Raw genomic sequence first — 24,310 nt, 5'->3', positions numbered from 1 at the left:
CCCGCGCTGACGTACTCGGATCAGCCCTCGCTCGGCTTGACCACTACCGTACAGGTCGTCCCCGCCGCCAGCAGGAACCCTTCCGGCACTTCATCGATATGGATCCGCACCGGCACCCGCTGCGCCAGGCGCACCCAGTTGAAGGTCGGGTTCACATCGGCGATCAGCTCGCGGCTCTGCGGGTTGTCGCGGTCGTAGATCCCCCGGGCGATGCTCTCCACATGCCCTTTGATGCGCTCGCCGCTCATCATCTGCAGTTCGGCCACATCGCCTACCTTGACGTGGGGCAGCTTGGTTTCCTCGAAGAAGCCGTATACCCAGAACGACTGCTCATCCACCACCGCCATCACTGCCTCGCCAGTGCGGGCGTAATCGCCCTTGTGGATGTTCAGGTTGGTCACATAGCCATCGACGGTGGCAACGATCTGCGTGCGCTTGAGGTCCAGTTCGGCGGCGGCCAGCTGGGCCTGGGCGTGCTGGTAGTCGGCCAGGGCGGAGCTGGCGATATTGCTGGCGTCATCGCGGTTCTCTTTCGAGATCACCAGGTTGTCCATGTCGGCGCGGCGCCTGGCGTTGACCTTGCGCATTTCCCAGGTGGCCTTGCGCGAGGCCACCAGCGCCTTGGCCTGCTCCACCGCCAACTGGTAGTGCTCGGGGTCGATGCGGATCAGCACGTCGCCCTTCTTCACCCGCTGGTTGTCCTTGACCGGTACGTCCACCACATAGCCTGGCACATCGGCGGCAACGTTGATGATATCGGCGCGCACCCGGCCGTCGCGGGTCCACGGCGTGGTCATGTAGTGCAGCCACAACTGGCGACCGATCACCACGGCAGCGGTCAGCACCAGGAGGGTGGCGATCAGGCTGAAGAACTTTTTCATTGCAGGATTCTCACCAGTAGAGCGACAGCGCCAGGGCGCCGAAAAGGCAAACGAACAGGCTCAGGCGCAGCAGCGCCGGGTGCCAGAAGAAGCGATAGCCATCATGGCTGGCGATGAACCGGTCCAGGCCCCAGGCCAGGCCCAGGGCGAACAGGAACATCAAGGTCATGGTGGGCATGTACACGCCATGGAAGGCGATCTCGCGGGGCATGGTTTCAGGGAGCATCGTGCGATCCTTTCGCCGGAGCCAGCGGCGACTGTGGGTCGAGCAGGGAGGAACGGATGAAGTGCAGGTAGCTCTGCGCCCGACGCAACACCGAGGTGTCGAAGTGCCGGGCGAAAGGTTCGTCGGTAGCCTGCACGCGGCTGATGGCATGGTCCACCGCCACCAGGGCGCGTTCGTGGTTGCTGGCGCTGGGTTGCAGGAACAACCGCGCCAGGGCCCGGCCCATGACGCGGATGGCCTGGCGCCACGGCTGCGACTCGGCGTAGGCCGGGTGCACCGGGGCGCGGGCCTGCTCCTTGCGCAGCTCGATGATGGCGTGGCCGATCTCCAGCACCGTGAACATCCAGCCCATCAGCTGGCTCTGCACCTGCGGCTTGCCGGCGGCCAGGCCGTAGGCCTGGTGCAGCAGGTCGCGGGTACGGCTTTCGAAGGCCGAGCCCAGGCCGCGCAGGCGCCCGCCGATGGCGAACAGCACCTGCTCACGCAGCTCCTGCTCCAGGCGGCTCCACAGCCAGCGGCTGTTGGGCGGCAGGATGATCGCCCCGGCTGCGGCGCAGACGAACATGCCGATGACCATGCCGATGTAGTCGTTGATGAAGGTGTAGGGGTCGTAGATCGTCAGGTTGTTCGGCACCGAGCCGATGGCAAAGAACACCAGCAGGCCCAGGCCGTAACCGGCATAGGCCGGGCGCGAGGCGAGGAATGCGCCGAGCACGAACACCGGCGCCAGGACCATACACAGCAACGCGAAACCGTCGATCCAGGGGAACACGAAGAACGTCTCGAAGAAACCGACGAAGGCACCGATCGCCGTGCCGCAGGCCATTTGGAACGCCATGCGCTTGGGGTTCGGCGATGCCGCCGAAAGGCCCACGGTGACCGTGGCGATCAGGGTCATCATGCCGCCACTGGGCCAGTCGCTGAGCAGCCAGTAGCTGCCCAGCAGCAACAGCACCGCCGAGGCGCGCACCCCAGCGGCGAGCGATACCAGCCAGCTGGTCTGGGCCACATAAGGTTCGTCCCACTGTTCGCGTTCGTGCTTGTGCACGGCCAGCGAGGCGTGGGTCTCGGCGTAGCTGTACATCTCGTCGACGAAGCGGTACAGCAGCTCGAAGGCGGTATGAAAATCGAGCAGGTCAGACTCGCTGGGGTTGGTCTGCAGATACTCGGCGCGCAGACCACGCACCTGGGCCTGCAGGCCTTCCTTGTAGGTGCCCAGCTCCAAGGCCAGGCGCAAGGCGTCGGCGTCGGTCAGCGCCCGGCCGACATAGGGCTGCAGCAGCTCGGCCAGGGTGGCCAGCCCGGGCTCGATGGCGCCGACGATCTGCAGCGGGCCACGGGCGCGCAGGCGCTCGAGCAACCGGTGCAGGGCGTTGAAACGCGTGGTGATGGCCATGAATTCGCTGTTCATCCGCACCAGCCGGCCGGAGCGGCGGCGCATGTGCGGGTCTTCGAAGGCGGTGACGTTACGCAGGCTCTCCAGGCCCACCGCCTCGGCAACGAAGCGCACGTTGCTGGTCTCGAAACGGTCGCGCTGGCTGTCGCCGCGCAGGGCCTCGACCACCACCCCGGCGAACACGCCAAAGCGCTGGTACAGGGCGTTGCGCATGGCGGCACTGGCCGACTGCGGCAGGATCGCGGCGCTGACGAAGGTCGAAACGAGAATCCCCAGGGCGATCTCCAGCACCCGCCACACCGCCGCCATGAACGCCTGGTCGGGGTGCTGCAGCACCGGCAGGCCGATCATCGCCGCGGTGTAACCGGCCAGCACGAAACCATAGGCGCGGAAGGTCCGGTAGCGCATGGCGCCCGCCGAGCACAGGCCGACCCACAGGGCCAGGCTGGGCAGGAACAGCTCGGTGTTCTGCGGGAAGATCGCGATCAGCGCGACCATCATCGCCGAGCCGGCCAGGGTGCCGAGCACCCGGTAGAAACTCTTGGCGAACACATGGCCGCTCTGCGGCTGCATGACGATGAACACGGTGATCATCGCCGTGCGCGGCTGCGGCAGCTCCAGGCGCATGGCCAGCCACAGGGTGATGAAGGCGGCGGCCAGGACTTTGAAGATATAGACCCAGGTGACGCCGTCGGTACGCGCCCAGGCAAAGAACCCCCGGCGCCACTCCAGGCTCTGCAGCCAGCGCAAGGGCAAGCTCGATGTGCTCATTCGGCGTGGTCCGGCGTGTCGAAGATGGCCAGGGTGGCTGGTGTTTTCGGTGCGGCCTGGCGCTGTTGATCGGGCACATCCTTGCCCGCCTCCAGGCCGCCGCCCAGGGCAGTGACCAGTTCGGCATGGGCCACCAGGCGCGCGGCCTGCACTTGCTGCTGCACCTGCTGCTGGCGGAACAGCAAGGTCTGGGCATTCAGCACGTTGAGGTAATCGGTGAGCCCGCGCTGGAAGGCGACGGTGGCGATATCGTAGGTCTTCTGCGCGGCGGCCACGGATTCGGCGGCGAAGTGCGCCTGCTCCTTCATCGACTCGCGGCGGATCAGTTGGTCGGAGATGTTCTGCAACGCGCCGATCACCGTCTGGTTGTAGCGCGCCACGGCCACGTCATAGCCCGCCGAGGCCACGCCCAGTTGCGAGCGCAGGCGGCCACCATCGAAGATCGGCAGGCTGATGGCCGGCCCGACGTTGTAGTTGAACTTGCGCCCGGTGAGGAACTCCAGCGGGCCGCCCCCGGTGGCCATGAAGCCGAGGCCACCGACCAGGTCGACATTGGGGAAGAACCCGGCATGGGCCACGTCGATGCCACGGGCCTGGGCCGCCACCTGCCAGCGGCTGGCGACCACGTCGGGACGCTGGCCGACCAGTTCGGCGGGCAGGTTCGAGGGCAGTTTCAGCGGCGCAGCGAGGGTCAGGGTCGGGCGTTGCAGTTTCGCGCCCTCCCCCGGCCCCTTGCCGGCCAGGGCCGCCAGCTGGTTGCGAGTCAGGGCGATCTCTTCGTCGAGGCTATCGATCTGGCGGTGGGTTTCCGGCAGCGGCGCCTCGGCCTGGCTGACTTCGAAATGGGTACCGATGCCACCGTCGAGGCGACGCTTGGCCAGGGCGACGATCTGCTCCTGCTGCGCAAGCTCCGCCCGCACGATATCGCGCCGGGCGTAATGCAGACTGAGCTGGATGTAGGCGCGCACCACGTTGTTCTCCAGCTCCAGCTGGGCCTGGCGCGCCTCGGCGGCGCTCATGTGCGCCTGGTCCACGGCCTGCTCGCTGGCATTGCGCTCGCGGCCCCACAGGTCCAGGGCGTAGCTCAAGCCGATGGCGGCGTTGTTGTCCCAGGTGTTGGCGCCGGACAGCGCGCCGGGGCCGTAGAACTGATCCTCCGGCCAGTTGTGGCGCTTGAGGGTGGCGTTGCCGTTGGCCTGCAGCTTTTCCGCCGACTCGACCACGCCCGCCATGGCCTTGGCTTCGCGCACCCGCGCGGCGGCCATGGCCATGCTCGGGCTGCCGGCCAATGCCAGTGCGACCCAGTCGTTCAACTGCGCGTCGCCATAGGCGCGCCACCATTGCTGGGCCGGCCAGTGGGCGTCGCGCGCAGCCTCACGGATGGCGTCGTCGGTGGTCAGTTGGTTGGCTTGGAGGGTCTTGCTCTGCGGGGCGATACCCCAGGTTCCGATACAGCCGCTCAAGGTGAGACTAAGGGCACAGGCACTGAGCGCGCTAAGCGCTCTGATGTTGCGACGCGGCACAGCTGCGATTTCCCGAGGAAGAGGTGGAGGGGCCGGGCAATTCTAGGGGCGGGTTTCATTGGCGATAAGCGTATATTCCTGCGAATCTTTGTTACCAAAACAGCGATAATCCGGCTTTAGTCGGAAGCGAAACAGCGTTACTTCATGTCACAATTTTGTCCTCTAAACCGAGAGTGACCCATGGACACCCTGCAAAACATGCGTGCTTTCAGTTGCGTGGCCCAGCTCGGCAGCTTCACCGCTGCCGCGGCGCAACTGGATACGACCACCGCGAACGTGTCGCGGGCGGTCTCCAACCTGGAAGCCCATCTGCAAACCCGCCTGCTCAACCGCACCACCCGGCGCATCGCGCTGACCGAGGCCGGCAAGCGCTACTTGATGCGCTGCGAACAGATTCTTACCTACGTCGAAGAAGCCGAGGCCGAGGCCAGCGATGCCCATGCCCGCCCCGCCGGGCAGTTGAAGGTGCATTCGATGACCGGCGTCGGCCAGCACTTCGTGGTCGACGCCATCGCCCGCTACCGCGAATCGCACCCGGACGTGACCTTCGACCTGACCATGGCCAACCGCGTGCCCGACCTGCTCGACGAGGGCTATGACGTGTCGATCGTGCTGGCCAGCGAGCTGCCGGACTCGGGGTTCGTCTCCCAGCGCCTGGGCATCACCTACAGCATCGTCTGCGCCGCGCCCGACTATGTGGCGCGCCATGGCTTCGCGCACAAGCCCGCCGACCTGCTCAAGCATGCCTGCCTGCGCATGGTCAGCCCGGTGATCCCGCTGGAGAAATGGCTGTTCGACGGCCCCGAGGGGCAGGAGGTGGTCAACATCACCAGCTCGCCGTTCCAGGTGAACTCCGCCGATGCGATGAAGACCGCGATCCGCAGCGGCATGGGCGTGGGTGTGCTGCCGATCTACACCGCCATCGATGGCCTGCGCGACGGCAGCCTGGTGCGGATCCTGCCGCAGTACCGCCTGCAGGAGCTGAACCTGTATGCGATCTACCCGTCGCGCCAGTACCTGGATGCGAAGATCAAGACCTGGGTCGAGTACCTGCGCAACTCGCTGCCGGAGATTCTCGCCGCCCACGAGGCCGACCTGAAAACCCACGAGCTGCTGATCGCCAACTGAAAAAGCCGGTGCATTCGGGCGGGGGACAATGGTAGGTTGCTAAGCAACGACACCGCCCCTACCCGCCTTGCAGAGAAGCAGCCCGATGAAAAAGACCGTCCTGGCCTTCAGCCGCATCACCCCGGCCATGGCCGAGCGCCTGCAACACGACTTCAACGTGATCGTGCCCAACCCCAAGCTGGGCGACATCGCCGCCCAGTTCAACGAAGCGCTGCCCGAGGCCCACGGCCTGATCGGCGTCGGCCGCAAGCTGGGCCGGGCGCAGCTCGAAGGCGCGGGCAAGCTGGAGGTGGTGTCCAGCGTCTCGGTCGGCTACGACAACTACGACCTGGACTACTTCAACGAGCGCGGCATCGCCCTGACCAACACCCCCGACGTGCTCACCGAAAGCACCGCCGACCTGGGCTTCGCCCTGATCATGGGTTGCGCCCGGCGCACCGCCGAGCTGGACGCCTGGACCAAGGCCGGCCACTGGCAGGCCACCGTCGGCCCGGCGCAGTTCGGCTGCGATGTGCACGGCAAGAAACTGGGTATCGTCGGCCTGGGCAACATCGGCGCGGCTATCGCCCGGCGTGGCCGTTTCGGTTTCAACATGCAGGTGCTGTACACCGGCAACAGCCGCAAGGCCGCGCTTGAGCAAGAGCTGGGCGCGCAGTTCCGTAGCCTGGATGAGCTGCTGGCAGAAGCCGATTTCGTCTGCCTGGTGGTGCCGCTGTCGGACGCCACCCGCAAGCTGATCGGCGCCCGCGAGCTGAAGCTGATGAAGCCCAGCGCGTTCCTGGTCAACATCGCCCGTGGCCCGGTGGTTGACGAAGTGGCACTGGTCGAGGCGCTGCAGGAAGGTACCATTCGCGGCGCCGGCCTGGACGTGTACGAAAAGGAGCCGTTGGCCGATTCGCCGCTGTTCAAGCTGCCCAACGCCCTGACCTTGCCGCACATCGGCTCGGCCACTGCCGAAACCCGCGAAGCCATGGCCAACCGGGCCATCGACAACCTGCGCTCGGCGTTGCTGGGCGAGCGGCCGCAGGACCTGGTGAATCCACAAGTGTGGAAAGGCTGAGTCGTTCAGCCCGAGCGCCTGGCCCCGTCGCAGTCTGTTTCCACCGCAGACTGCGACAAGGCGCCATTACTTGACTGCCAGCTCCCCTTCCACAGGCCTGGGCTTGGGCTTGCGAAACACCAGCACGTTCCCCGCCATCACCGCCACCAGCCCCAACAATGCCGGCGCTGTCCATTGATACCCCTCGGCAAACGCCGACACATTCAACGCCACCAGCGGGAACAGCACGGTGCAGTAGGCTGCCCGTTCCGGCCCCATGCGCCCGACCAGCGTGAGGTAGGCGGTAAAGCCGATCACCGAGCCCGGGATCACCAGATACAGCAGCGAGCCTATGTAACGCGTGTTCCACTCCATATCGAAGGGGATCCCCCTGAACAGGCAATACCCTGCCAGCATCGACGCGCCATAAACCATGCCCCAGGCATTCGTGGTCATGGGTTTGAGCCCGGCCTTCTGCTGCACACTGGAGAGCATGTTGCCGGCGGAGAAACACAGCGTGCCAAGCAGTGCCAAGCCCAGGCCATAAAGGGTTTCGCGGCTGGCGGCATGATGAGAAAGCTCCGGCCAGAACAGCAGCCCCAACCCCAGCAGCCCCATGGCTCCGCCGCCAAGCACATTGGCAGCGATCTTCTGGCCGAAGAACACCCGCGCATTGATCGCGTTCCACAGGGTGGCAGTGGAAAACACCACGGCGATCAGGCCGGTCGCGACCCACTGGCTGGCGGTGAGAAAGCACATGAAGTTGACGCAGAACAGGCACAAGCCCTGGGCCAGGCACACCAGGTGACCACGTCGGTTCATCGGCTGCAAGCGGCGGGTGAGCAGCAGCAAGACAAACAGGATCAACCCGGCCAGGGCGAAGCGGTAGACAATCGACACCGGGATGGCGACCACACCCAGTTGCAGCTTCAGGGCGATCCAGGTGGTGCCCCAGATCAGGACGGTAAGCAGGTAGAGCGACAGGTTCATGGCGGCTTCCTCGAACAGGCTTTCGGCCCATCGCAGGGCAAGCCCGCTCCCACATTGGGCCACCCTGGCGGGCTGGCGTGGGAGCGGGCTTGCCCCGCGATGGCCGTCACAGGCAAACAGTGTCTTCCCGGGCTTCACACCTGCGCTTGCATAAACTTGCGCTTTTCCTCCTCCGCCAGCTGCCTTCCCGCCCACGCCGCAGTACGATGGCCTTCAGAGGAGTCTCCGATGCCCGCACTCGACCACCTGCAAGTCTTCAACGCCCTCAACGCCTCACCCAACGCCCGGTTGGAGCTGAGCGCGCACCTGGGCGACGGCCTGGCGGCGGCATTGTGGAGCAACCGCGACGATGCCCGCGATTACCAGGCGCCCAGCCATCACACCCTGTCGTGCTACATCGCCGACGGCACCGGTACTTTCCGCCGCCAGCGCCCGGCCGACCGCGGCGCACCGGACAAACTGTGCGTGATGCCCGCCGGCCACGAATCGAACTGGGTAATCAATGGCTCGATCCGCCTTGCCCACCTGTACATCAGCGAGGAACAGTTCGCCCTTGGCTGCACCCGCCTGCTGGACCGCGAACCGCGTGAAATGCAGCTGCGCGAGGCGACCTTCCTCGACGATCCGCAACAGGCCGCACGCTTTCGCCAGCTGATCGACATGGACTGGTCCGAGCCCGGCGAACGCCTGCTGGCCAGCAGCCTTGCCCACGACATCATCGACCACGCCGTGCTCAACCAGGTCGGCCTGCGCCATGGGCTCAAACTCAGGGGTGGCTTGGCGCCGCACCAGCGTCGGCAGTTGGTGGACTATATCGAGGCCCACCTGGACCAGCCGCTGACGCTGGGCGAGCTGGCGCTGCGCTGCAACCTGTCCGAGTACCACTTTGCACGGATGTTCCGGGCAAGTTTCGGCCTGCCGCCGCATCAGTATCTGCTTGCCCGGCGGCTGCACAGGGCCTGTCGCTTACTGCGCCTGGGCACGCCAGCCCTGGGCGAGGTGGCGCTGGCGTGCGGGTTCGCCAGTGCCAGCCATTTCAGCAACAGGTTTCGCCAGGCATTGGGGGCGACGCCTGGGGAGTACAGGGCAGCGTTCCGCGCCTGACTGCCGGGCTCTATAGCGGGGCCAGACCGCTCCCTCGCCGCCCATCATCGGTTGGCGTCAGAACTCGAAGGTGCTCGACAGGCTGACTTGCCGCGCATCCCCCACCGCAACGAAATAGCGGTTCACCGCGGAGCTGTAGTACACCTTGTCGAACAGGTTCTTCACGTTCAACTGCAGGCGCACCTTGTGCTCGTCCAGCTTGGTTTCGTAGCTGGCGAAGGCATCGGCCACGGTGTAGGCCGGCAGGTCGAAGTCGTTTGTCGCATTGCCCGCACGCTCACCCACGTAGCGCGCACCGGCTCCCAGGCGCAGGCGATCACCGCCGAACAGGCTGCCGTAGTCGTATACTGCCGACAGCGAACCACTGTGGCGGGCGACGTTCTGCAGGCGGTTGCCCTTGAGCTGCGGGTCCTTGGTGACCTCGGCGTCGGTAAAGGCATAGGCCCCGATCAGGCTCCAGCGCTCGCTGAGCTGGCCAGTCAGGTCCAGCTCGACGCCCCGTGAACGAACTTCCCCCGCGTTGCTGTAGAGAATGGTCCCCGGCTGGGTGTCGCCATCGGCCACCAGCACGTTGCGCTTGGTGATGTCGAACAGCGCCAGGGTACCGGTCACCGCGCCCGGCACGTCGAGCTTGGCCCCCAGCTCCCAGGACTTGCCCTCCTCCGGCGCGATCCCAGAGTCCAGGGTCAGGGTGCGGCCACCACCGATGCTCAGCGGGGCGATGGTCGAGTTGGGCTTGAACGACTCGCTGTAGCTGCCATAGAACGACAGCTGCTCATCGACCTTGTAGACGACGCCCGCATGGGGCACCCAGGTCTGGTCACTGGTGTCGGTGTTGACGTTGAACGGTCGGCCGCGGCCGGCGTACTGGTCGTACTGCTGGAAACGCCCGCCTGCCACCAGGATCCAGTGCTCGTCCAGGTGCCAGGCGTCCTGCAGGAACAGCGAATCGGTGCGCAGCTTGTCGGTCTGGTCGCTGTCGCTGGCGCGCACATTGGTGCCTTCCACTTCGCGGCCATAGACCGGGTGCAGATAGCTGAAGGTCGAGCGGCTGTTCTGGCGGATCAGGTCGGCGCGGTAGACCTTGCGGTCCTCGTGATCGGCACCCAGCACCAGATCATGACGCATGCCGGCCAGCTCGACACTGCCGTTGAGGCTGAAGGTGACGAACTGGTCACGGCTCAGGGCGCCCCGGGTGCCGTCGATACTGCGCGACAGCGTGCCCTTGCTTTCATCCACGCCGGTCACGCGCACCTGGCTGGCATCGTAGGTTTCGCGGTTGAAGCTGTAGCCGACGTGCAGCTTCCACGCGTCGTCCAGCTGATGGTCGATTTCCAGGCGGTACAGGTCGGAGCGGCCCTCCATGTCGTTGAACGGCTCGTCCAGGCGGCGAGTAGCGGGTATGTTCAACGGGTGGCCATCGCTGCCGAAGGCGGTCCCGCGGTCGAACGGATAGCGAAACTCGCGGTGCTCATAGGCCAGCACCACCTGGGTGTCCTCGCCGTACCAGGCCAGCGACGGCGCCACCAGCGATTCGCGGTGCACGCCGAAGTTGCGCCAGTAGTCTTCATCCTCGTGATCGACGATCAGGCGATAGGCCAGGTTGCTCTCCCCCAGCGCACCGGTGCTGTCCAGGCCGCCACCGCTGCCGTTCTTGCCGTTGCCGTAGGTCGAGCCGCGCAGGGTCAGGGCGTTGTACTGCGCAAGTTGCGGGCGCTTGCTGACCACATTGATCACCCCGCCCGGGTCCTGGATGCCGTAAAGCAGCGAGGCCGGGCCCTTGAGCACTTCGACCCGCTCGGTGCTGGCATTGAGCGCGCGGCCCTGCACGATCGGCATGCCGTCGCGCATGATCGAACCGTCGCGGTTGTCGCCGAAGCCACGCTTCATCACGGTGTCGGCGGTACCGCCGAAGTTGTTGCCCTGGGTGATGCCGCTGACGTTGTACAGGGCATCGTCCAGATTGCGCGGCGCCTGGTCGCGGATCACCTGGGCCGGGACCACGTTCACGGCCTGCGGGATATCCAGGGTCGCGCCCTGGCCGCGCATGATCGAGGCGCTGGCCGGCGGCTGGTAGCTGTAGTCGTCCAGTTGCGAGTTGATGGTGGTGGCTTGCAGGTTCACCGCGCCGGAAGTGTCGACCGGCTCCAGGGTCAGCGTGCGGGCGTCGAGGCGGCGCCAGGCCAGGCCTGAATTGCCGAGCAACTGCTGCAGAGCCTGCTCGGCGTCGAAGGTGCCGTTCAGCGCCGGGGCTCGCAGGTCCGGTAGCGTCAGGGTATAGACCACGCTCTGCCCGGTGGTACGGCTGAAGGCGTTGAGCGCCTGGGCCAACGGCTGGCTGGGCTGGGCGAAGGCATAGACCTGGCTCTGCTGGGCGGCCACGGCCTGGGGCACGACGGCCACGGCGGAAAAGCTGCAGAGGCCGAACCAGAGCGAGACGCAACGCGGGGTGAACTTCATGGACGCGGACCTGTGGGCGGGATGATCGTATGCGAATGAATCGCACTTCCACTTACTACACGGATGCCGGCGTGGGGTACCTCATCACCTGATGGAAATATTTTGCTGTTCCGACCCTATCGCGGGGCAAGCTCGCTCCCACGCGGTGGCTTGCAGGGTCCAAGATCGTGGGAGCGGGCTTGCCCCGCGCTGACGTCGGCTCAGGTCAACGCAAAACGGTCAACCGGCCCAACAGCGTCTGCCGCTCGAACCCCAGCACCTTGCCCAGCGAATCCAGCGCGGCCAGCGGTTCCTCAACCGGGAAACTGCCACTGACCCTGCGCTGCGCCAGCTCACCGTCGAGCAGCAGGATCCGCCCCGGGTAGTAACGCCCCAGGTCCTCGAGCACCTGCGCCAACGGCACCTGGTAGTAGTTCAGCCAGCCCTGGCGCCAGGCCAGGCGGCTGTCGCTGTCCACCGCCTCGACCCCACCGGCCACACCACCGGCATAGGCCAGTTGCTGGTTGGCTGTCAGTTCGCGGGCAGGCTGCCCTTCGGCTGCCGTCACCGCCACCCGCCCGCTGCGTACCGTGACCTGCGCGCCGTCACCCTGCCCGCGCACCTCGAACTGGGTCCCCAGCACCCGCACTTCGCCGCCCTGGGCATCCACCAGGAACGGCTCGCCGGTATGGGTCACCTCGAAGAACGCGGCGCCGCGCAGCAACCGCACACGCCGCTCGCCCTGGGCGAAATCCACTGCCACGGCAGTGCCGGCATCCAGGGTCAGTTGCGAACGATCGGCCAGGGTCACCTGCCGCACCTGCGCCCCGCTGGTGTAGTCGGCGCGTAGGTCCTGCAGCCAGAACTGCGGCTGCCAGCCTGCCGCGAATCCCAGCGCCAGGACCAGGCTCGCCGCCACTGCCAGGCCGCGCCACGGTCGCTTGCGCTCGGGCCGGCGCATGGCCTCCAGGTATGTTTGCAGACCTTGGTGTTCCTCGGCCGCCAGCCGCGCCGCCGGCGCCTCGCTCAGGCGCCAAAGCGCCTGGGCCTCGGCATAGGCCTGGCGATGGGCGGGGCTCTCCAGCAACCAACGCTTGAACGCCGCGCCCTCGGCCTGCGCCGGCTGCTGCTGGATGCGCCCCAGCCAGCGCAGGGCGGCCTGGGACTGGGCGGCAGTGATCGGCTGTTCAACACTCATCGACGGGCGCTCCCTGGCCGGCGCAGTGGGGACGCGGGGTCGGCGACACTCGCCTTGCACGCTTCGAGGGCGCGCATCATATGCTTTTCCACTGCGCTCTGGGACAACTGCATGGCCTTGGCGATCTCGCCGTAGGTGCAGCCATGGATGCGGCTGAGCAGGAAGATCTGACGGGTGCGTTCGGGCAGCGCCCGCAGGGCCGCCTCGATGCGTTGCAGGTCGTGATCGACCTCCAGGGCCTGGTCGGGGGCCTGGCTGTCCGACACGCTGTCAGGATCATGCAGGCCTTCAGCGACCCGGTCGCGGCTGCCTTCGCTGCGCAGGTAGTCGATAGCCAGGTTGCTGGCGCTGCGCAGCAGGTAGGTATCGAGCGCCTCGACCTGCACCTCGGGGCGCCGCCAGAAGCGCAGGAACAAGTCCTGCACCAGGTCCGACGCCGTGGCGCGGCAGCCGACGCGGCGGCTGACCAGCGCCTCCATGCGCGCACGCTGGGCGAGGAACACCTGGAGGAAGCGTGCCCGCCCGCCGCCGGCCTCGGAGTCGCTCAAGGGCCTAGACCGCCAGCACGGCCAGCAGCGGCCCGAGCACCAGGCTGGCAAGCGCCGCGCCGAGCAACAGCCGCGGCTGGTAGGGCAGGCCGAACACCCACAGGGTCACCCCGGCCATCAGCACGGCGATCCACTCCACCAGGCCCAGGGCCCAGCCGCGCCCATGCACGGCGAGGATCAACGACAGCAGCAGCAACGCCCAGCCCGTGATTTTCAAGGCTCGCAGCTGCCGCCCCGTGGGCTTGTGCCCGAGCAGGTCGTTGAAGTGTTTTTCCATGGCCAGGCACAGGCCGGCAAAACCGGCGAAGCCCATCAGCGCAACCCCCAGCATCAGCTCGCCTCCACGGTCTTGGCGGCGCGTGGCGCATGCTTGGCGACCGGCTTGGGCGCGCGCAGCATCTTGCCGGCGGCCCAGGCCAGGAACAGGCCGGTGGCCAGGGCCGTCAGGTCGAAACCGGCCATGGCCCAGTCACCCGCGGCGATGGAGTGATCCAGGCCCTGGTCGGAGGTCAGCGCGTTGAGCAACGGCAGCAAGGCGAACGCCAGCGCGCCCAGCGTCAGTTGCTCGCCCCAGGCGCGGCGCCCGCTCCTGAGCATGGCGTGGAGCAATGACGCGCCCCAGGCCAGGAAGAAGCCGTTGATCTCCCAGTCAGCCCGCCCTTCCAGCGTTGCCGGCAGCAGGCGATTGGCCCAGAAGAACGCCGCCACACCCAGCAACAGGCCGCTCATGCTGGCGATGTTCAGCACTTCGACCAGGCGCAGTTCGCCGGGCATGCGCTCATTCTTGGCGTGCTTGAGTTGGCGCTTGCCCAACCACATCACCAGGCCCGTGCCGATCACCGCCGTGCCGGCCACGCCGAAGGCAAAGTAGAGCCAGCGCAGCCAAGGCCCGGCGAAGTTGCCCATGTGCAGGCCGACGAAGGTGAACGAAGTGGTCATCGCCGCGCTTTCCGGCGCCCCGCGGCGCAGCAGCTCGCCACTGACGCCATCGAAGGTCCAGATGGCGCTGCGCTGGTAGGCGACACTGTCAGCCGAGGCGCGGGTGAAGGTGACGCGGGCGTTGCGGTCACCGGGGTTATGCACCTGGATGTAGCCCATGCGCGCCCCCGGCGCCTGTTCCTGGACCTTGGCATACAGGTCGGTCAACGGCGCCAGCGGCGCGGCCTGGGCAACCGCCTCGGGCACTTCGTCGCGGCCGAACACATCGTTGAAGTAGCCGCTGCTGTCACCATAGCTGGCCAGGATGCTGGCCGGCATGACCATGTACATGAAGATCACCAGGCTGCTGTAGCTGATCATCAGGTGGAACGGCAGCACCAGCACACCGATGGCGTTGTGGCCGTCGAGCCAGGACCTCTGGCCCTTGCCCGGGCGGAAGGTGAAGAACTCCTTGAAGATCTTCTTGTGGGTGATGATCCCGGTGACCAGCCCCAAAAGCATGATGAAGGCGCAGAAGGTCGACAGCCAGCGCCCCCAAGGGTGGGGCATCTGCAATTGAAAGTGGAAGCGGTAAAAGAACTCGCCGCCCCGGCTGTCGCGGGCCTGGACTGCCTCACCGGTGCGCGCGTCGAGGTTCTTGTCGGTGAAGCCACGACGTCCATCGCCGTTAGGGTCGCGCCAGCTGACGCTCAGCGCCGCCTGGCGCTCGCTGGGCAAACGGATGAACCAGGTGCTGGCATGCCCCGCATGGGTTTCGAGGTAACGCTGGGCCAGGCCAAGGCTGGCCACTGGGTCGAGCGGATGGCTCTGCACCTCGGGCCGGGTCCAGTGGCTGATCTCTTCCTTGAAGTACGACAGCGTCCCGGTGAGGAAGATGGCAAACAGCAACCAGCCGAAGATCAGGCCGGTCCAGGTATGCAGCCAGGCCATGGCCTGGCGGAAGCCTTCTTTCATGACAGGTTCATCCAGTAGGCCAGTACGTTGATCAGCCCCAGCACCAGGCTTGGCAACAGCATGCCCAGCCAGGCACGCCAGGCGCTCCGACAGGCGAAGCACCAGATGAAGGCGATGAGGTAGACGACGAATGACAGCATCATTCCGGTCATCGTCGCGTCGGCCTGGGTCATCGGCGCAAGCAGGGTGATGCAGACACTGGCCATCGACGCCAGCAGATAGCCGCCCAGCAGCGCTGCCAAGCTGCGGGAAGTCACGGCCAGGCGGTAGCTCAGGGGAAGGCCGGCGGCTTTGCTCTTCATGACGAGGATCCGGGAATGGGGGCTGCAATACTAATGATTTCAATTCTCATAAGCAAAGCATGCCGACACGCGCGATGGCGAGCCAGCTGCCCAACGGGTCAGTCGTTACGAGTTGAAACCCAAGAAGGTGCGCACCTTGGAAAGCGGCACCGCCAACGGGGACCTGCAGGCCGATGCCGGCGCGCTCTGGTCAATTTCGACAACCCGCTCGAGAGCCTCCAGAACCACACCCACCGCGCGACAGCCCTCTGGACAAGCGCCCCCTGTTGGCGCTGCCTTCAAGCCAGCGCTTTCTCGATGGCCTGCACCACGGTCGGATCATCTGGTGCGGTACGTGGGGCGAAGCGTGCCAGCACCCGGCCATCCTTACCGACCAGGAACTTCTCGAAATTCCAGCTGATGTCGCCAGGGAACTCAGCGCCTTCGCCCGCCAACAGGCGATACAGCGAATGACGTTGCGGGCCGTTCACCTCGAGCTTGGCCCCCAGCGGGAAGCTCACGCCGTAGTTGAGGCTGCAGAAGTCCTGGATTTCCTTCTCGCTGCCAGGCTCCTGGCCTGCGAACTGGTTGCACGGCAGGCCGAGCACGTTGAAGCCCTTGCCCTTGAATTGCTGGTGCAGTTTTTCCAGCGAAGCGTATTGCGGCGTCAGCCCGCACTTGGAGGCGACATTGACCACCAGCACCACCTGGCCCTTGAACGGAGCGAGGGGCAGGTCCTCGCCGTTCAGCGCCTTCAACGTCAGGTCGTGAAATGCACTCATGATGAAATCCCCTCTCAGGTTCCGATTGCCGCAGGGGCGAATCCCGCCCACGAAAAAGGCGCGCGGCCAAACCGTCCACCCTCCCGAGGAGGGCAAGTCCGGCTTGCCCGAGCGCCTGGCGACTCTCTGAGCTTAGCGCAGAAAATCAGTGGTGATGGCCACCTTCACCGTGGATGTGACGGTGAGCGATTTCTTCTTCGCTGGCGTCACGCACGTCGACAACCTTGACCTTGAAGTTCAGGCGCTGGCCAGCCAGCGGGTGGTTGCCGTCGACGGTCACGTCGTCGCCGTCGATGTCGCGGATGGTGACGATCTGCATCTGGCCGTCCGGCGCCGAGGCGTGGAACTGCATGCCGACTTCGAGTTGGTCGACGCCTTCGAACATCTTGCTGCTCAGGGTGCTGACCAGCTCGGCGGAGTATTCGCCGTAGGCTTCTTCGGGCTCGATGGCAACGGTCAGTTCGTCACCGGCCTGCTTGCCTTCCAGGGCTTTTTCCAGGCCCGGGATGATGTTGCCGGCACCGTGCAGGTAGACCAGCGGCGCACCACCGGCGGAGCTGTCGATGACCTCACCAGCGTCGTTGGTGAGGGTATAGTCGATGGAGACAGCCTTGTTGGCGGCGATCAGCATGGGGCAAGACCTTTTGCAAAAGAATATAGAACGAACAAGTGTAACCAACGCATCGGCCGATTGCGAACCCGGCGCGGACCAACAGCAGCCCATCAGTCGGATCACCGGCTTCCACCTCGACGAAGAGCGGCACTGGGTGGTCGAGCTGTCCTGCGGCCACACCCAGCATCTGCGCCACCAGCCGCCGTGGCAGGCACGGCCCTGGGTGCTCGATGCCGACGAACGCGCCCGGCGCATCGGCCAGGTATTCCCCTGCGGCTGGTGCGCTCAGGGTGCCGTTAGCGCTACCCTTGGCCGCTGAATTCCTTGCACCGCTTATTCCGAGAAGCACGCATGCAGACATTTTTCATCGCGCCGACCGACTTCGGCGTCGGCCTGACCTCCATCAGCCTGGGCCTGGTGCGCACCCTGGAGCGCGCCGGGCTCAAGGTCGGCTTCTTCAAGCCGATTGCGCAGCCGCACCCCGGCGACACCGGCCCGGAGCGCTCCAGCGAACTGGTCGCCCGCACCCATGGCATCAAGCCGCCGACGCCCCTGAGCCTGGGCCATGTCGAGCGCATGCTCGGTGACGGCCAGCTCGACGAACTGCTCGAACAGATCATCCGCCTGTACCAGCAGGCCTGCGTCGGCAAGGACGTGGTGGTGGTCGAAGGCATGGTGCCGACCCGTCACGCCAGCTATGCCGCCCGGGTCAACCTGCACCTGGCCAAGAGCCTGGACGCCGAGGTGATCCTGGTATCGGCGCCGGAAAACGAGGTACTCAGCGAGCTGTCCGGCCGCGTCGAGCTGCAGGCCCAGCTGTTCGGCGGTCCGCGCGACCCGAAAGTGCTGGGGGTGATCCTCAACAAGGTGCGCACCGACGAAAGCATGGCCGATTTCGCCACCCGCCTGCGCGAGCACTCGCCGCTGCTGCGCGGCAACGACTTTCGCCTGCTCGGCTGCATCCCCTACCAGGCCGAGCTCAACGCCCCGCGCACCCGCGACGTGGCCGAGCTGCTCGGCGCCCAGGTGCTCAACCCCGGCGACTATGACCAGCGGCGCATGAGCAAGATCATCATCTGCGCCCGCACCGTGGCCAACACCGTGCCGCTGCTGACCTCCGGCACCCTGGTGGTGACGCCGGGCGACCGCGACGACATCATCCTCGCCGTGTGCATGGCGGCGATCAACGGCGTGCCCCTGGCCGGCCTGCTGCTGACCAGCGACAGCAAGCCCGACCCGCGCATCCTCGAGCTGTGCCGCGGCGCCCTGCAGGCCGGCCTGCCGATCCTGTCGGTGAGCACCGGCTCCTACGACACCGCCAACCAGCTCAACTCGCTGAACCGCGAGATCCCGGTGGACGACCGCGAGCGCGCCGAGTTCATCACCGACTTCGTCGCCAGCCACCTGGACGCCGCCTGGCTGCACCAGCGCTGCGGCACGCCACGCGAGCTGCGCCTGTCACCGGCGGTGTTCCGCTACCAGTTGATCCAGCGCGCCCAGCAGGCCAACAAGCGCATCGTCCTGCCCGAGGGCGCCGAGCCCTTGCTGGTGCAGGCCGCGGCCTTGTGCCAGGCCCGGGGCATCGCCCGTTGCGTGCTGCTGGCCAAACCCGAGGAAGTGCAGGCCGTGGCCCGCGCCCAGGGCATCAGCCTGCCGCCGGACCTGGAGGTACTCGACCCCGAGGTGATCCGTGGCCGCTATGTCGAACCCATGGTGAACCTGCGCAAGAGCAAGAACCTCAACGCGCCGATGGCCGAGCAGCAGCTGGAAGACCCGGTGGTGATCGGCACCATGATGCTGGCCCTCGGCGAAGTGGACGGCCTGGTCTCCGGTCTGGTGCACTCCACCGCCAACACCATCCGGCCGGCCTTGCAACTGATCAAGACCGCACCGGGCAGCAGCCTGGTGTCCTCGGTGTTCTTCATGCTGTTCCCCGACCAGGTGCTGGTCTATGGCGACTGCGTGATGAACCCGCACCCCAGCGCAGCCGAACTGGCCGAGATCGCCCGGCAGAGCGCCGAGTCGGCCGAATCGTTCGGCATCGCGCCACGGGTGGCGATGCTCAGCTACTCCAGCGACTCGGCGGCCAGCGACGAAGAAGTGGAGAAGGTCCGCGAGGCCACGCGCCTGGCGCAGCAGGCCGAGCACGACCTGCTGATCGACGGCCCGTTGCAGTACGACGCCGCCGCCAACCCCGAGATTGCCCGACAGCTGGCGCCGTCGAGTCCGGTAGCCGGGCGCGCCACGGTGTTCGTGTTCCCCGACCTGAACACCGGCAACACCACGCACAAGGCGGTGCAGCGCAGCGCCGACTGCGTCAGCCTCGGGCCGATGCTGCAAGGGCTGCGCAAGCCGGTCAACGACCTGCCGCGCGGAGCGCAGGTGGACGATATCGTGCACACCATCGCCTTGACCGCGATCCAGGCCAGCACCGTGCGCTGAACGGCAAAGGGCCGTCATGCGGCCCCACGCTCATCGGAGTGGCCAAGCCTTGGCGAGTCCGAATGAGGGCATGCCGGCACGCCGATCATTCATTTGAATTTCAGATCAATGGCAAAGAAAAACAAACTTCTCAAATAAGCCCCGGGCGCGGATGCTGTGACGATCACGCTCGTATCCTGGAGAACAACAATGAACGAAGTCGTCATCGTCGCCGCCACCCGCACTGCCATCGGCAGTTTCCAGGGGGCCCTGGCCAACGTGTCCGCCGTGGAACTGGGCGCCGCGGTGATCCGCCAGCTGCTGGCCCAGACCCAGCTGGACCCGGCGCAGGTCGACGAAGTGATCCTCGGCCAGGTGCTCACCGCCGGTGCCGGGCAAAACCCCGCCCGCCAGGCCGCCGTCAAGGCTGGCCTGCCTTATGAAGTACCGGCCCTGACCCTGAACAAGGTCTGCGGCTCGGGCCTCAAGGCCCTGCACCTGGCCGCCCAGGCCATCCGCTGCGGCGACGCCGAGGTGGTGATCGCCGGTGGCCAGGAGAGCATGAGCCTGGCGCCTTATGTAATGCCCTCGGCACGCACCGGCCAGCGCATGGGCCACGGCCAGCTGGTCGACAGCATGATCAGCGACGGCCTGTGGGACGCCTTCAACGATTACCACATGGGCATTACTGCCGAGAATCTGGTGGACAAGTACGGCCTGAGCCGCGAGCAGCAGGACGCCTTCGCCGCCGAGTCGCAGCGCAAGGCCGTGACCGCCATCGAGGCCGGCCGCTTCAAGGACGAGATCACCCCGATCCACATCCCGCAGAAAAAAGGCGAGCCGCTGGTGTTCGACACCGACGAGCAGCCACGCCCTGGCACCAGCGCCGAGTCCCTGGGCAAACTGCGCGCCGCGTTCAAGAAAGACGGCAGCGTCACCGCTGGCAACGCCTCGAGCCTCAACGACGGCGCCGCCGCCGTGCTGCTGATGAGCGCCGCCAAGGCCAAGACCCTGGGCCTGCCGGTTCTGGCCAAGGTCGCCGCCTACGCCAGCGCCGGGGTGGACCCGGCGATCATGGGCATCGGCCCGGTGTCGGCAACCCGGCGCTGCCTGGACAAGGCCGGCTGGCAGCTCGCCGACCTGGACCTGATCGAAGCCAACGAAGCCTTCGCCGCCCAGGCCCTGGCGGTGGGCAAGCAGCTGGAATGGGATGCGGCGAAGGTCAACGTCAATGGCGGCGCCATTGCCCTGGGCCACCCGATCGGCGCGTCGGGCTGCCGGGTGCTGGTGACCCTGCTGCACGAGATGATCAAGCGCGATGCCAAGAAAGGGTTGGCGACGCTATGCATCGGCGGCGGCCAAGGTGTAGCTCTGGCAATCGAGCGCTGACCGACGGCTCTTGGGGCTGCCTTGCAGCCCATCGTCGGCAAGCCAACTCCCACCCCGGCCACACTGCCCGATAGTCGTGCGCTGTTGCGGTGGGAGCCGGCCCGCTGGCGATGGACCGCAGAAGCGGCCCCGAAGATCTGTTGCCCACCATGAACAATCGCCATCCAGAAGCACTAGTTGCAATTAATAGTGCAGCTCGAAAGAACTCATAAAATAAAAAAATATCTTCAAATGAGCACTTAAAGTCTCATCAACTTAACGGCTCACGATAAGCAGCTGCGCCATTAATTCGAATACGCTCACCAGCGCACACTACTTTCCGACTGTTACCAAAACGACACTTTGACACTTTCAAGGTGCCCTCTAGCCTATGTCAGGCACTCCATGAACTGCTTAAGTTCAAGTGCAATCGAACCTATAATTAAATCTGCTAAAGGGATTTGACATGCACGCTCCAGGAGCAATTCCATCGGAAAAAGAAAGCGCCCACGCCTGGCTGACGGAAACCAAGGCGAATGCAAAATCCACGGCGCTGCGCGGCAACATTTTCGCGCAGGACTATAACCGCCAACTGCTCACGGCGACTGGCCAATCCATGCGCAGCGGCGCGGATGCCATCAACCCCTTCTTCAGCCCGGCCAAGGGCACGGCGACCGGCAGCTATGCCAAGGATGCGGACGCCAATGTCAGCCCCGGCAGCGCACCAGTGAGCATCTACGAAGGCCTGCAGACGGCCATCGACATTGCCCGCCGACGCTCCGGCTACAACCCACTGGACCAGCCGACCGACCAAAAGCCAAAGTCCGCCGGTGACCGTGAGCACTTCATCGCCTTCACCCAGCAGATCGCGGAAATCCCCTTCCTTTCCCTGCTGGCAGCGCAAGTCACGCAGATCCAGCAAAAAAGCCATGACGCCAACGCGCTGGTCGACTCATTCGTCAAAGGCTTCATCGGCCTGAAGAACCAGGATGTCGAGCAGATCAAACAGTCCCTGAGCAGCCTGGTGAATGCGGCACTGTCCTATTCTGAGCAGACCGAGCGCCAGTCGAACTTCAACCAGAACATCCTGCAAACCGGCGACAGCGGCTCGGTAAACTTCATGCTGTACGCCAGCGAGTTCACCATCAAGGCATCCAGCCATAAGGGCACCATTACCTTCCAATCGTCGTACACCTTGTCCCAGGCGATCTACCAGCTGTCGGTGGAAAGCTGGAACAACGTCAAGGACGTGTTCTCCAAACAGCAGAAGACCGATACCCAGCAATGGCTCGGCGATACCACCACGCAAGTGCGCGAAGGCTCCAAACTGCGGGCGATCTGCCTAGTCAGCTGAGGCCCTTGCCCGGGCCCGACGGGTTCTCCTGTCGGGCCTTTTCAGCATCGGCGCGCGCCCTCGCAGCTCAAAAGCGCTCGTCGCGCAGCGCCGGCAAGGTGATGTCGCGCACATAGCTGGCCGAGGACAGGCTGAGCATCATCCGGCACACCTGCACCACATCGTGCAACGGTATCAGCGAGCCCTCGCCCCGTCGTTCGGCCTCGGCCAGCGGCACGTCCAGGCCATCCTCGGTGTTCAGGTAGCCCAGGTTCAGGCAACTCACCCCCAGGCCTTGCTCGCGAAAGCCTTCACGCAGGCTTTCGGCGATGCCGCGCAAGCCGAACTTGCTGGCACCAAAGGTCACCTCCGGGCGACCACTACCCGGCAGGCCGGAGGTGGAGCCGGTGAGGATGATTCGTGGTCGGGCACTCTGCAGCAGCAGCGGCAGCAGGCGCTTGATCAGCAGCAGCGGCGCGGTGATGTTGGTGTCGACCATGCGCTCGATCTGCCCTTCGTCATCCTCAAGAAAGCTGTAGTTCTCCTCGAAGGCCCGCGCCTCCCAGATGCCGACGTTGTACACCAGCACGTCCAGTCCAGCGTCGGACACCGCCTCCTGGATGATCGCTGCGGCCTGGCGCGGCTGGCCGAGGTCGGCCTCGATCCACTGCGCCGCGCCCGGCAACGCTGCCGGCCTGCTGCGCGACACACCTATCAGCGTATCGCCTTGCCCACCCAGGCCCTGCACCAGCGCCTGGCCCAATCCCTTGCTTGCACCGACCACTAGAATTCGCATCGAATCACTCCCTATGGACTGCGCCGGATAGTACCCTGCCTGCCCCAGTAATCCAGTCGGAAATGCCAGGCCGCCCGTGAACAGAGAGCAACTCGAGCAAAACCAGATCCCCCTTTATTTCGTCGCCGTGGCGCTGGCCGCCGTGCTCGGCCTGCTCGTACCCAGCGCCGCCGGGGCGCTCGAAGCGCTGGTGACTCCGGCCATCGCCGTGCTGATGTACGCGATGTTCCTGCAGATCCCCTTCCTCGACCTGCGCACAGGGCTTGGCAACCGGCGCTTCATGGGCGCGCTGCTGCTGGCCAACTTCGTGCTGGTGCCGCTGCTGGTCTGGGCTGGAACCCGGGGGCTGGTCGAGCAACCCGCCGTGCTGGTCGGCGCCCTGCTGGTGCTGCTGACGCCGTGTATCGACTATGTGGTGGTGTTCACCCACCTCGGCAAGGGCGACGCGCGCCTGACCCTGGCCGCCACGCCCGTACTGTTGCTGGTGCAACTGGCGATGCTGCCGCTGTACCTGGCGTTGATGCTCGGCGGCGTCGGCCATGTGGAGATTTCCGTGGCGCCATTTGTCGAGGCCTTCGTGCTGCTGATCGCGCTGCCACTGCTGCTGGCCGTCGCCACCAGCGCCGGGGCGCGGCGCTCTGCAGTGGTTTCGAAGTGGAACGATGCCTGGGCCTGGCTGCCGGTGCCGGCCATGGCCCTGGTGCTGATCGCGGTGATCGGCTCGCAGATCGGCGTGGTCGCCAGCCGGCTGGACGACCTGCTGCCGGTGGTGCCGGTGTATGTCGGCTTCGCTGTGCTGGCGCCGCTGCTTGGGTGGTTTGTGGCGCGCCTGTTCAGGTTGTCCACAGGCGAGGCCCGGGCGGTGACCTTCAGCGCCGCCACGCGCAACTCGCTGGTGGTGCTGCCGTTGGCGTTGGCGCTGCCTGAGTCGATCCGGGCATTGGCAGCGGCGGCCGTGATTACCCAGACGCTGGTCGAGCTGGTCAGCGAGCTGGTCTACGTTCGCGTCGTGCCGGCGTTGGTGCGCCGCTAGGCCAGTCGCACCCGCCACTGACCGTAATGGCTGAACCGCACATTGGCCAGGGGCTGCACATCTATGCGGTGGAAGGATTGCACAGGCGCGCCCAGCGCATGCAGCATTGCGGCGCGGATGACGAAGGGGTGGGTGACGGCGATCCATTCGCCCTCGCCCAGGGCGCTGTCCATCCAGTGAGCAACACGCCCGCACAGGGCGGCCAGCGATTCGCCGCCGTGAGGTGTGGCATGGGGGTCACTCAGCCATGCCTGCAACGCGGCCTCATCCAGATGCTTGAGCAGCTGACCTTTCCAGGTGCCCAGGTCGCAATCGCGCAGCCCCTCATCAACCGTCGCCCTCAGGCCCTCGGCTGTTTGCCGGGCACGCAGCTCAGGTGCGCTGAGGTAGCGGACCGCCGGTTCAGGCACAAGCGAGGGCAATTCCAGCAAAGGCTCGCCATCCTGGGCGAAGCGCCCCACCCTTTGCGCCTCGGTGCGGGCGTGGCAGATCAGGGTGAGGTGGATGGGCTTCATGGCAGGGCTTCGGCAGGAATGTCCGGGCACTC

Annotated in this window: 23 protein-coding genes; 8 read left to right on the top strand and 15 right to left on the bottom strand. The window is 65.9% G+C overall.

What is annotated here, in order from left to right:
- Positions 1–20: 20 nt before the first annotated feature.
- The 4 genes from C3F42_RS22335 to C3F42_RS22320 are packed head-to-tail and all read right to left on the bottom strand — an operon-like array spanning position 21 to position 4,797.
- Positions 21–881 carry an HlyD family secretion protein gene (locus C3F42_RS22335; RefSeq protein WP_104444926.1) on the bottom strand — a complete coding sequence of 287 codons (861 nt, stop codon included), beginning with the start codon at positions 879–881 and terminating at the stop codon, positions 21–23.
- Positions 882–891: 10 nt separating this feature from the next.
- Positions 892–1,092: a DUF1656 domain-containing protein gene (locus C3F42_RS22330; RefSeq protein WP_008097766.1), complete on the bottom strand. Its 201-nt coding sequence runs from the start codon at positions 1,090–1,092 to the stop codon at positions 892–894.
- Positions 1,093–1,096: 4 nt separating this feature from the next.
- Positions 1,097–3,274: an FUSC family protein gene (locus tag C3F42_RS22325; RefSeq protein ID WP_104444925.1), complete on the bottom strand. Its 2,178-nt coding sequence runs from the start codon at positions 3,272–3,274 to the stop codon at positions 1,097–1,099.
- Positions 3,271–4,797, bottom strand: a complete 1,527-nt coding sequence (locus tag C3F42_RS22320) for an efflux transporter outer membrane subunit (protein ID WP_038706791.1) — start codon at positions 4,795–4,797, stop codon at positions 3,271–3,273. The genes C3F42_RS22325 and C3F42_RS22320 overlap by 4 nt, the downstream gene beginning before the upstream one ends.
- Positions 4,798–4,977: 180 nt before the next feature.
- On the opposite strand from C3F42_RS22320, the gene C3F42_RS22315 reads away from it, so the two are divergent.
- A complete protein-coding gene (locus C3F42_RS22315) occupies positions 4,978–5,925 on the top strand; it encodes a LysR family transcriptional regulator (RefSeq protein ID WP_023632830.1) in 948 nt (315 codons plus the stop codon).
- 85 nt (positions 5,926–6,010) lie between these two features.
- Entirely contained in the window at positions 6,011–6,985 is a 975-nt protein-coding gene (locus C3F42_RS22310) for a D-glycerate dehydrogenase (protein WP_104444924.1), read from the top strand.
- Positions 6,986–7,051: 66 nt separating this feature from the next.
- Here the strand turns inward: C3F42_RS22310 and C3F42_RS22305 are convergent, their stop codons facing one another.
- Positions 7,052–7,954, bottom strand: a complete 903-nt coding sequence (locus C3F42_RS22305) for a DMT family transporter (RefSeq protein ID WP_023631099.1) — start codon at positions 7,952–7,954, stop codon at positions 7,052–7,054.
- A gap of 228 nt (positions 7,955–8,182) precedes the next feature.
- Between C3F42_RS22305 and C3F42_RS22300 the strand changes: the two genes are divergently transcribed.
- Positions 8,183–9,058, top strand: coding sequence for a helix-turn-helix domain-containing protein (locus tag C3F42_RS22300; RefSeq protein WP_038706793.1), 876 nt, complete (start codon positions 8,183–8,185; stop codon positions 9,056–9,058).
- Positions 9,059–9,115: 57 nt separating this feature from the next.
- Here the strand turns inward: C3F42_RS22300 and C3F42_RS22295 are convergent, their stop codons facing one another.
- The 8 genes from C3F42_RS22295 to C3F42_RS22260 all read right to left on the bottom strand — a co-directional run bounded on the left by C3F42_RS22295 (position 9,116) and on the right by C3F42_RS22260 (position 16,830).
- On the bottom strand, positions 9,116–11,518 hold the full coding sequence (locus C3F42_RS22295; protein ID WP_104444923.1) for a TonB-dependent receptor: 2,403 nt from the start codon (positions 11,516–11,518) through the stop codon (positions 9,116–9,118).
- Between the two features lie 205 nt (positions 11,519–11,723).
- Positions 11,724–12,695, bottom strand: coding sequence for a FecR family protein (locus tag C3F42_RS22290; protein ID WP_038706795.1), 972 nt, complete (start codon positions 12,693–12,695; stop codon positions 11,724–11,726).
- Complete coding sequence (locus C3F42_RS22285; protein WP_232887993.1) at positions 12,692–13,243, bottom strand: RNA polymerase sigma factor; 552 nt, start codon at positions 13,241–13,243, stop codon at positions 12,692–12,694. Before C3F42_RS22285 ends, C3F42_RS22290 begins: the two co-directional genes overlap by 4 nt.
- A 4-nt stretch (positions 13,244–13,247) precedes the next feature.
- Positions 13,248–13,574 carry a DUF3325 domain-containing protein gene (locus tag C3F42_RS22280; RefSeq protein WP_104444922.1) on the bottom strand — a complete coding sequence of 109 codons (327 nt, stop codon included), beginning with the start codon at positions 13,572–13,574 and terminating at the stop codon, positions 13,248–13,250.
- Positions 13,574–15,136 carry a PepSY domain-containing protein gene (locus C3F42_RS22275; RefSeq protein WP_104444921.1) on the bottom strand — a complete coding sequence of 521 codons (1,563 nt, stop codon included), beginning with the start codon at positions 15,134–15,136 and terminating at the stop codon, positions 13,574–13,576. Before C3F42_RS22275 ends, C3F42_RS22280 begins: the two co-directional genes overlap by 1 nt.
- Positions 15,133–15,438, bottom strand: a complete 306-nt coding sequence (locus C3F42_RS22270) for a DUF3649 domain-containing protein (protein WP_023630342.1) — start codon at positions 15,436–15,438, stop codon at positions 15,133–15,135. Before C3F42_RS22270 ends, C3F42_RS22275 begins: the two co-directional genes overlap by 4 nt.
- 278 nt (positions 15,439–15,716) lie before the next feature.
- On the bottom strand, positions 15,717–16,199 hold the full coding sequence (locus C3F42_RS22265) for a glutathione peroxidase (protein WP_094011746.1): 483 nt from the start codon (positions 16,197–16,199) through the stop codon (positions 15,717–15,719).
- Positions 16,200–16,344: 145 nt separating this feature from the next.
- The gene (locus tag C3F42_RS22260; RefSeq protein WP_023630340.1) at positions 16,345–16,830 is read right to left on the bottom strand and encodes a peptidylprolyl isomerase; all 486 of its coding nucleotides are present in this window, start codon (positions 16,828–16,830) and stop codon (positions 16,345–16,347) included.
- Between C3F42_RS22260 and C3F42_RS22255 the strand changes: the two genes are divergently transcribed.
- The 4 genes from C3F42_RS22255 to C3F42_RS22240 all read left to right on the top strand — a co-directional run bounded on the left by C3F42_RS22255 (position 16,829) and on the right by C3F42_RS22240 (position 21,955).
- Complete coding sequence (locus C3F42_RS22255; RefSeq protein ID WP_094011780.1) at positions 16,829–17,131, top strand: DUF3565 domain-containing protein; 303 nt, start codon at positions 16,829–16,831, stop codon at positions 17,129–17,131. The genes C3F42_RS22260 and C3F42_RS22255 overlap by 2 nt on opposite strands.
- 32 nt (positions 17,132–17,163) lie before the next feature.
- Positions 17,164–19,254 carry a phosphate acetyltransferase gene (gene pta, locus C3F42_RS22250; RefSeq protein WP_038706799.1) on the top strand — a complete coding sequence of 697 codons (2,091 nt, stop codon included), beginning with the start codon at positions 17,164–17,166 and terminating at the stop codon, positions 19,252–19,254.
- A gap of 189 nt (positions 19,255–19,443) precedes the next feature.
- A complete protein-coding gene (locus C3F42_RS22245) occupies positions 19,444–20,622 on the top strand; it encodes an acetyl-CoA C-acetyltransferase (protein ID WP_038706800.1) in 1,179 nt (392 codons plus the stop codon).
- A 445-nt stretch (positions 20,623–21,067) separates the two neighbouring features.
- A complete protein-coding gene (locus C3F42_RS22240; protein WP_023631032.1) occupies positions 21,068–21,955 on the top strand; it encodes a hypothetical protein in 888 nt (295 codons plus the stop codon).
- Positions 21,956–22,022: 67 nt separating this feature from the next.
- Here C3F42_RS22240 and C3F42_RS22235 read toward each other — a convergent pair whose 3' ends face one another.
- Entirely contained in the window at positions 22,023–22,730 is a 708-nt protein-coding gene (locus C3F42_RS22235; RefSeq protein WP_104444920.1) for an SDR family oxidoreductase, read from the bottom strand.
- Between the two features lie 76 nt (positions 22,731–22,806).
- Here C3F42_RS22235 and C3F42_RS22230 point away from each other — a divergent pair, with 76 nt between their 5' ends.
- Positions 22,807–23,763, top strand: a complete 957-nt coding sequence (locus tag C3F42_RS22230; protein WP_104444919.1) for an arsenic resistance protein — start codon at positions 22,807–22,809, stop codon at positions 23,761–23,763.
- On the opposite strand, the gene C3F42_RS22225 is transcribed toward C3F42_RS22230, so the two are convergent.
- Positions 23,760–24,278, bottom strand: coding sequence for a histidine phosphatase family protein (locus C3F42_RS22225; protein WP_104444918.1), 519 nt, complete (start codon positions 24,276–24,278; stop codon positions 23,760–23,762). The genes C3F42_RS22230 and C3F42_RS22225 overlap by 4 nt on opposite strands.
- Positions 24,279–24,310: the final 32 nt, after the last annotated feature.

Origin of the sequence: Pseudomonas sp. PONIH3 (assembly GCF_002934345.1) — a bacterium.
GTDB classification, from domain to species: domain Bacteria; phylum Pseudomonadota; class Gammaproteobacteria; order Pseudomonadales; family Pseudomonadaceae; genus Aquipseudomonas; species Aquipseudomonas soli.
This window is presented reverse-complemented; position numbering and strand designations above follow the sequence as displayed.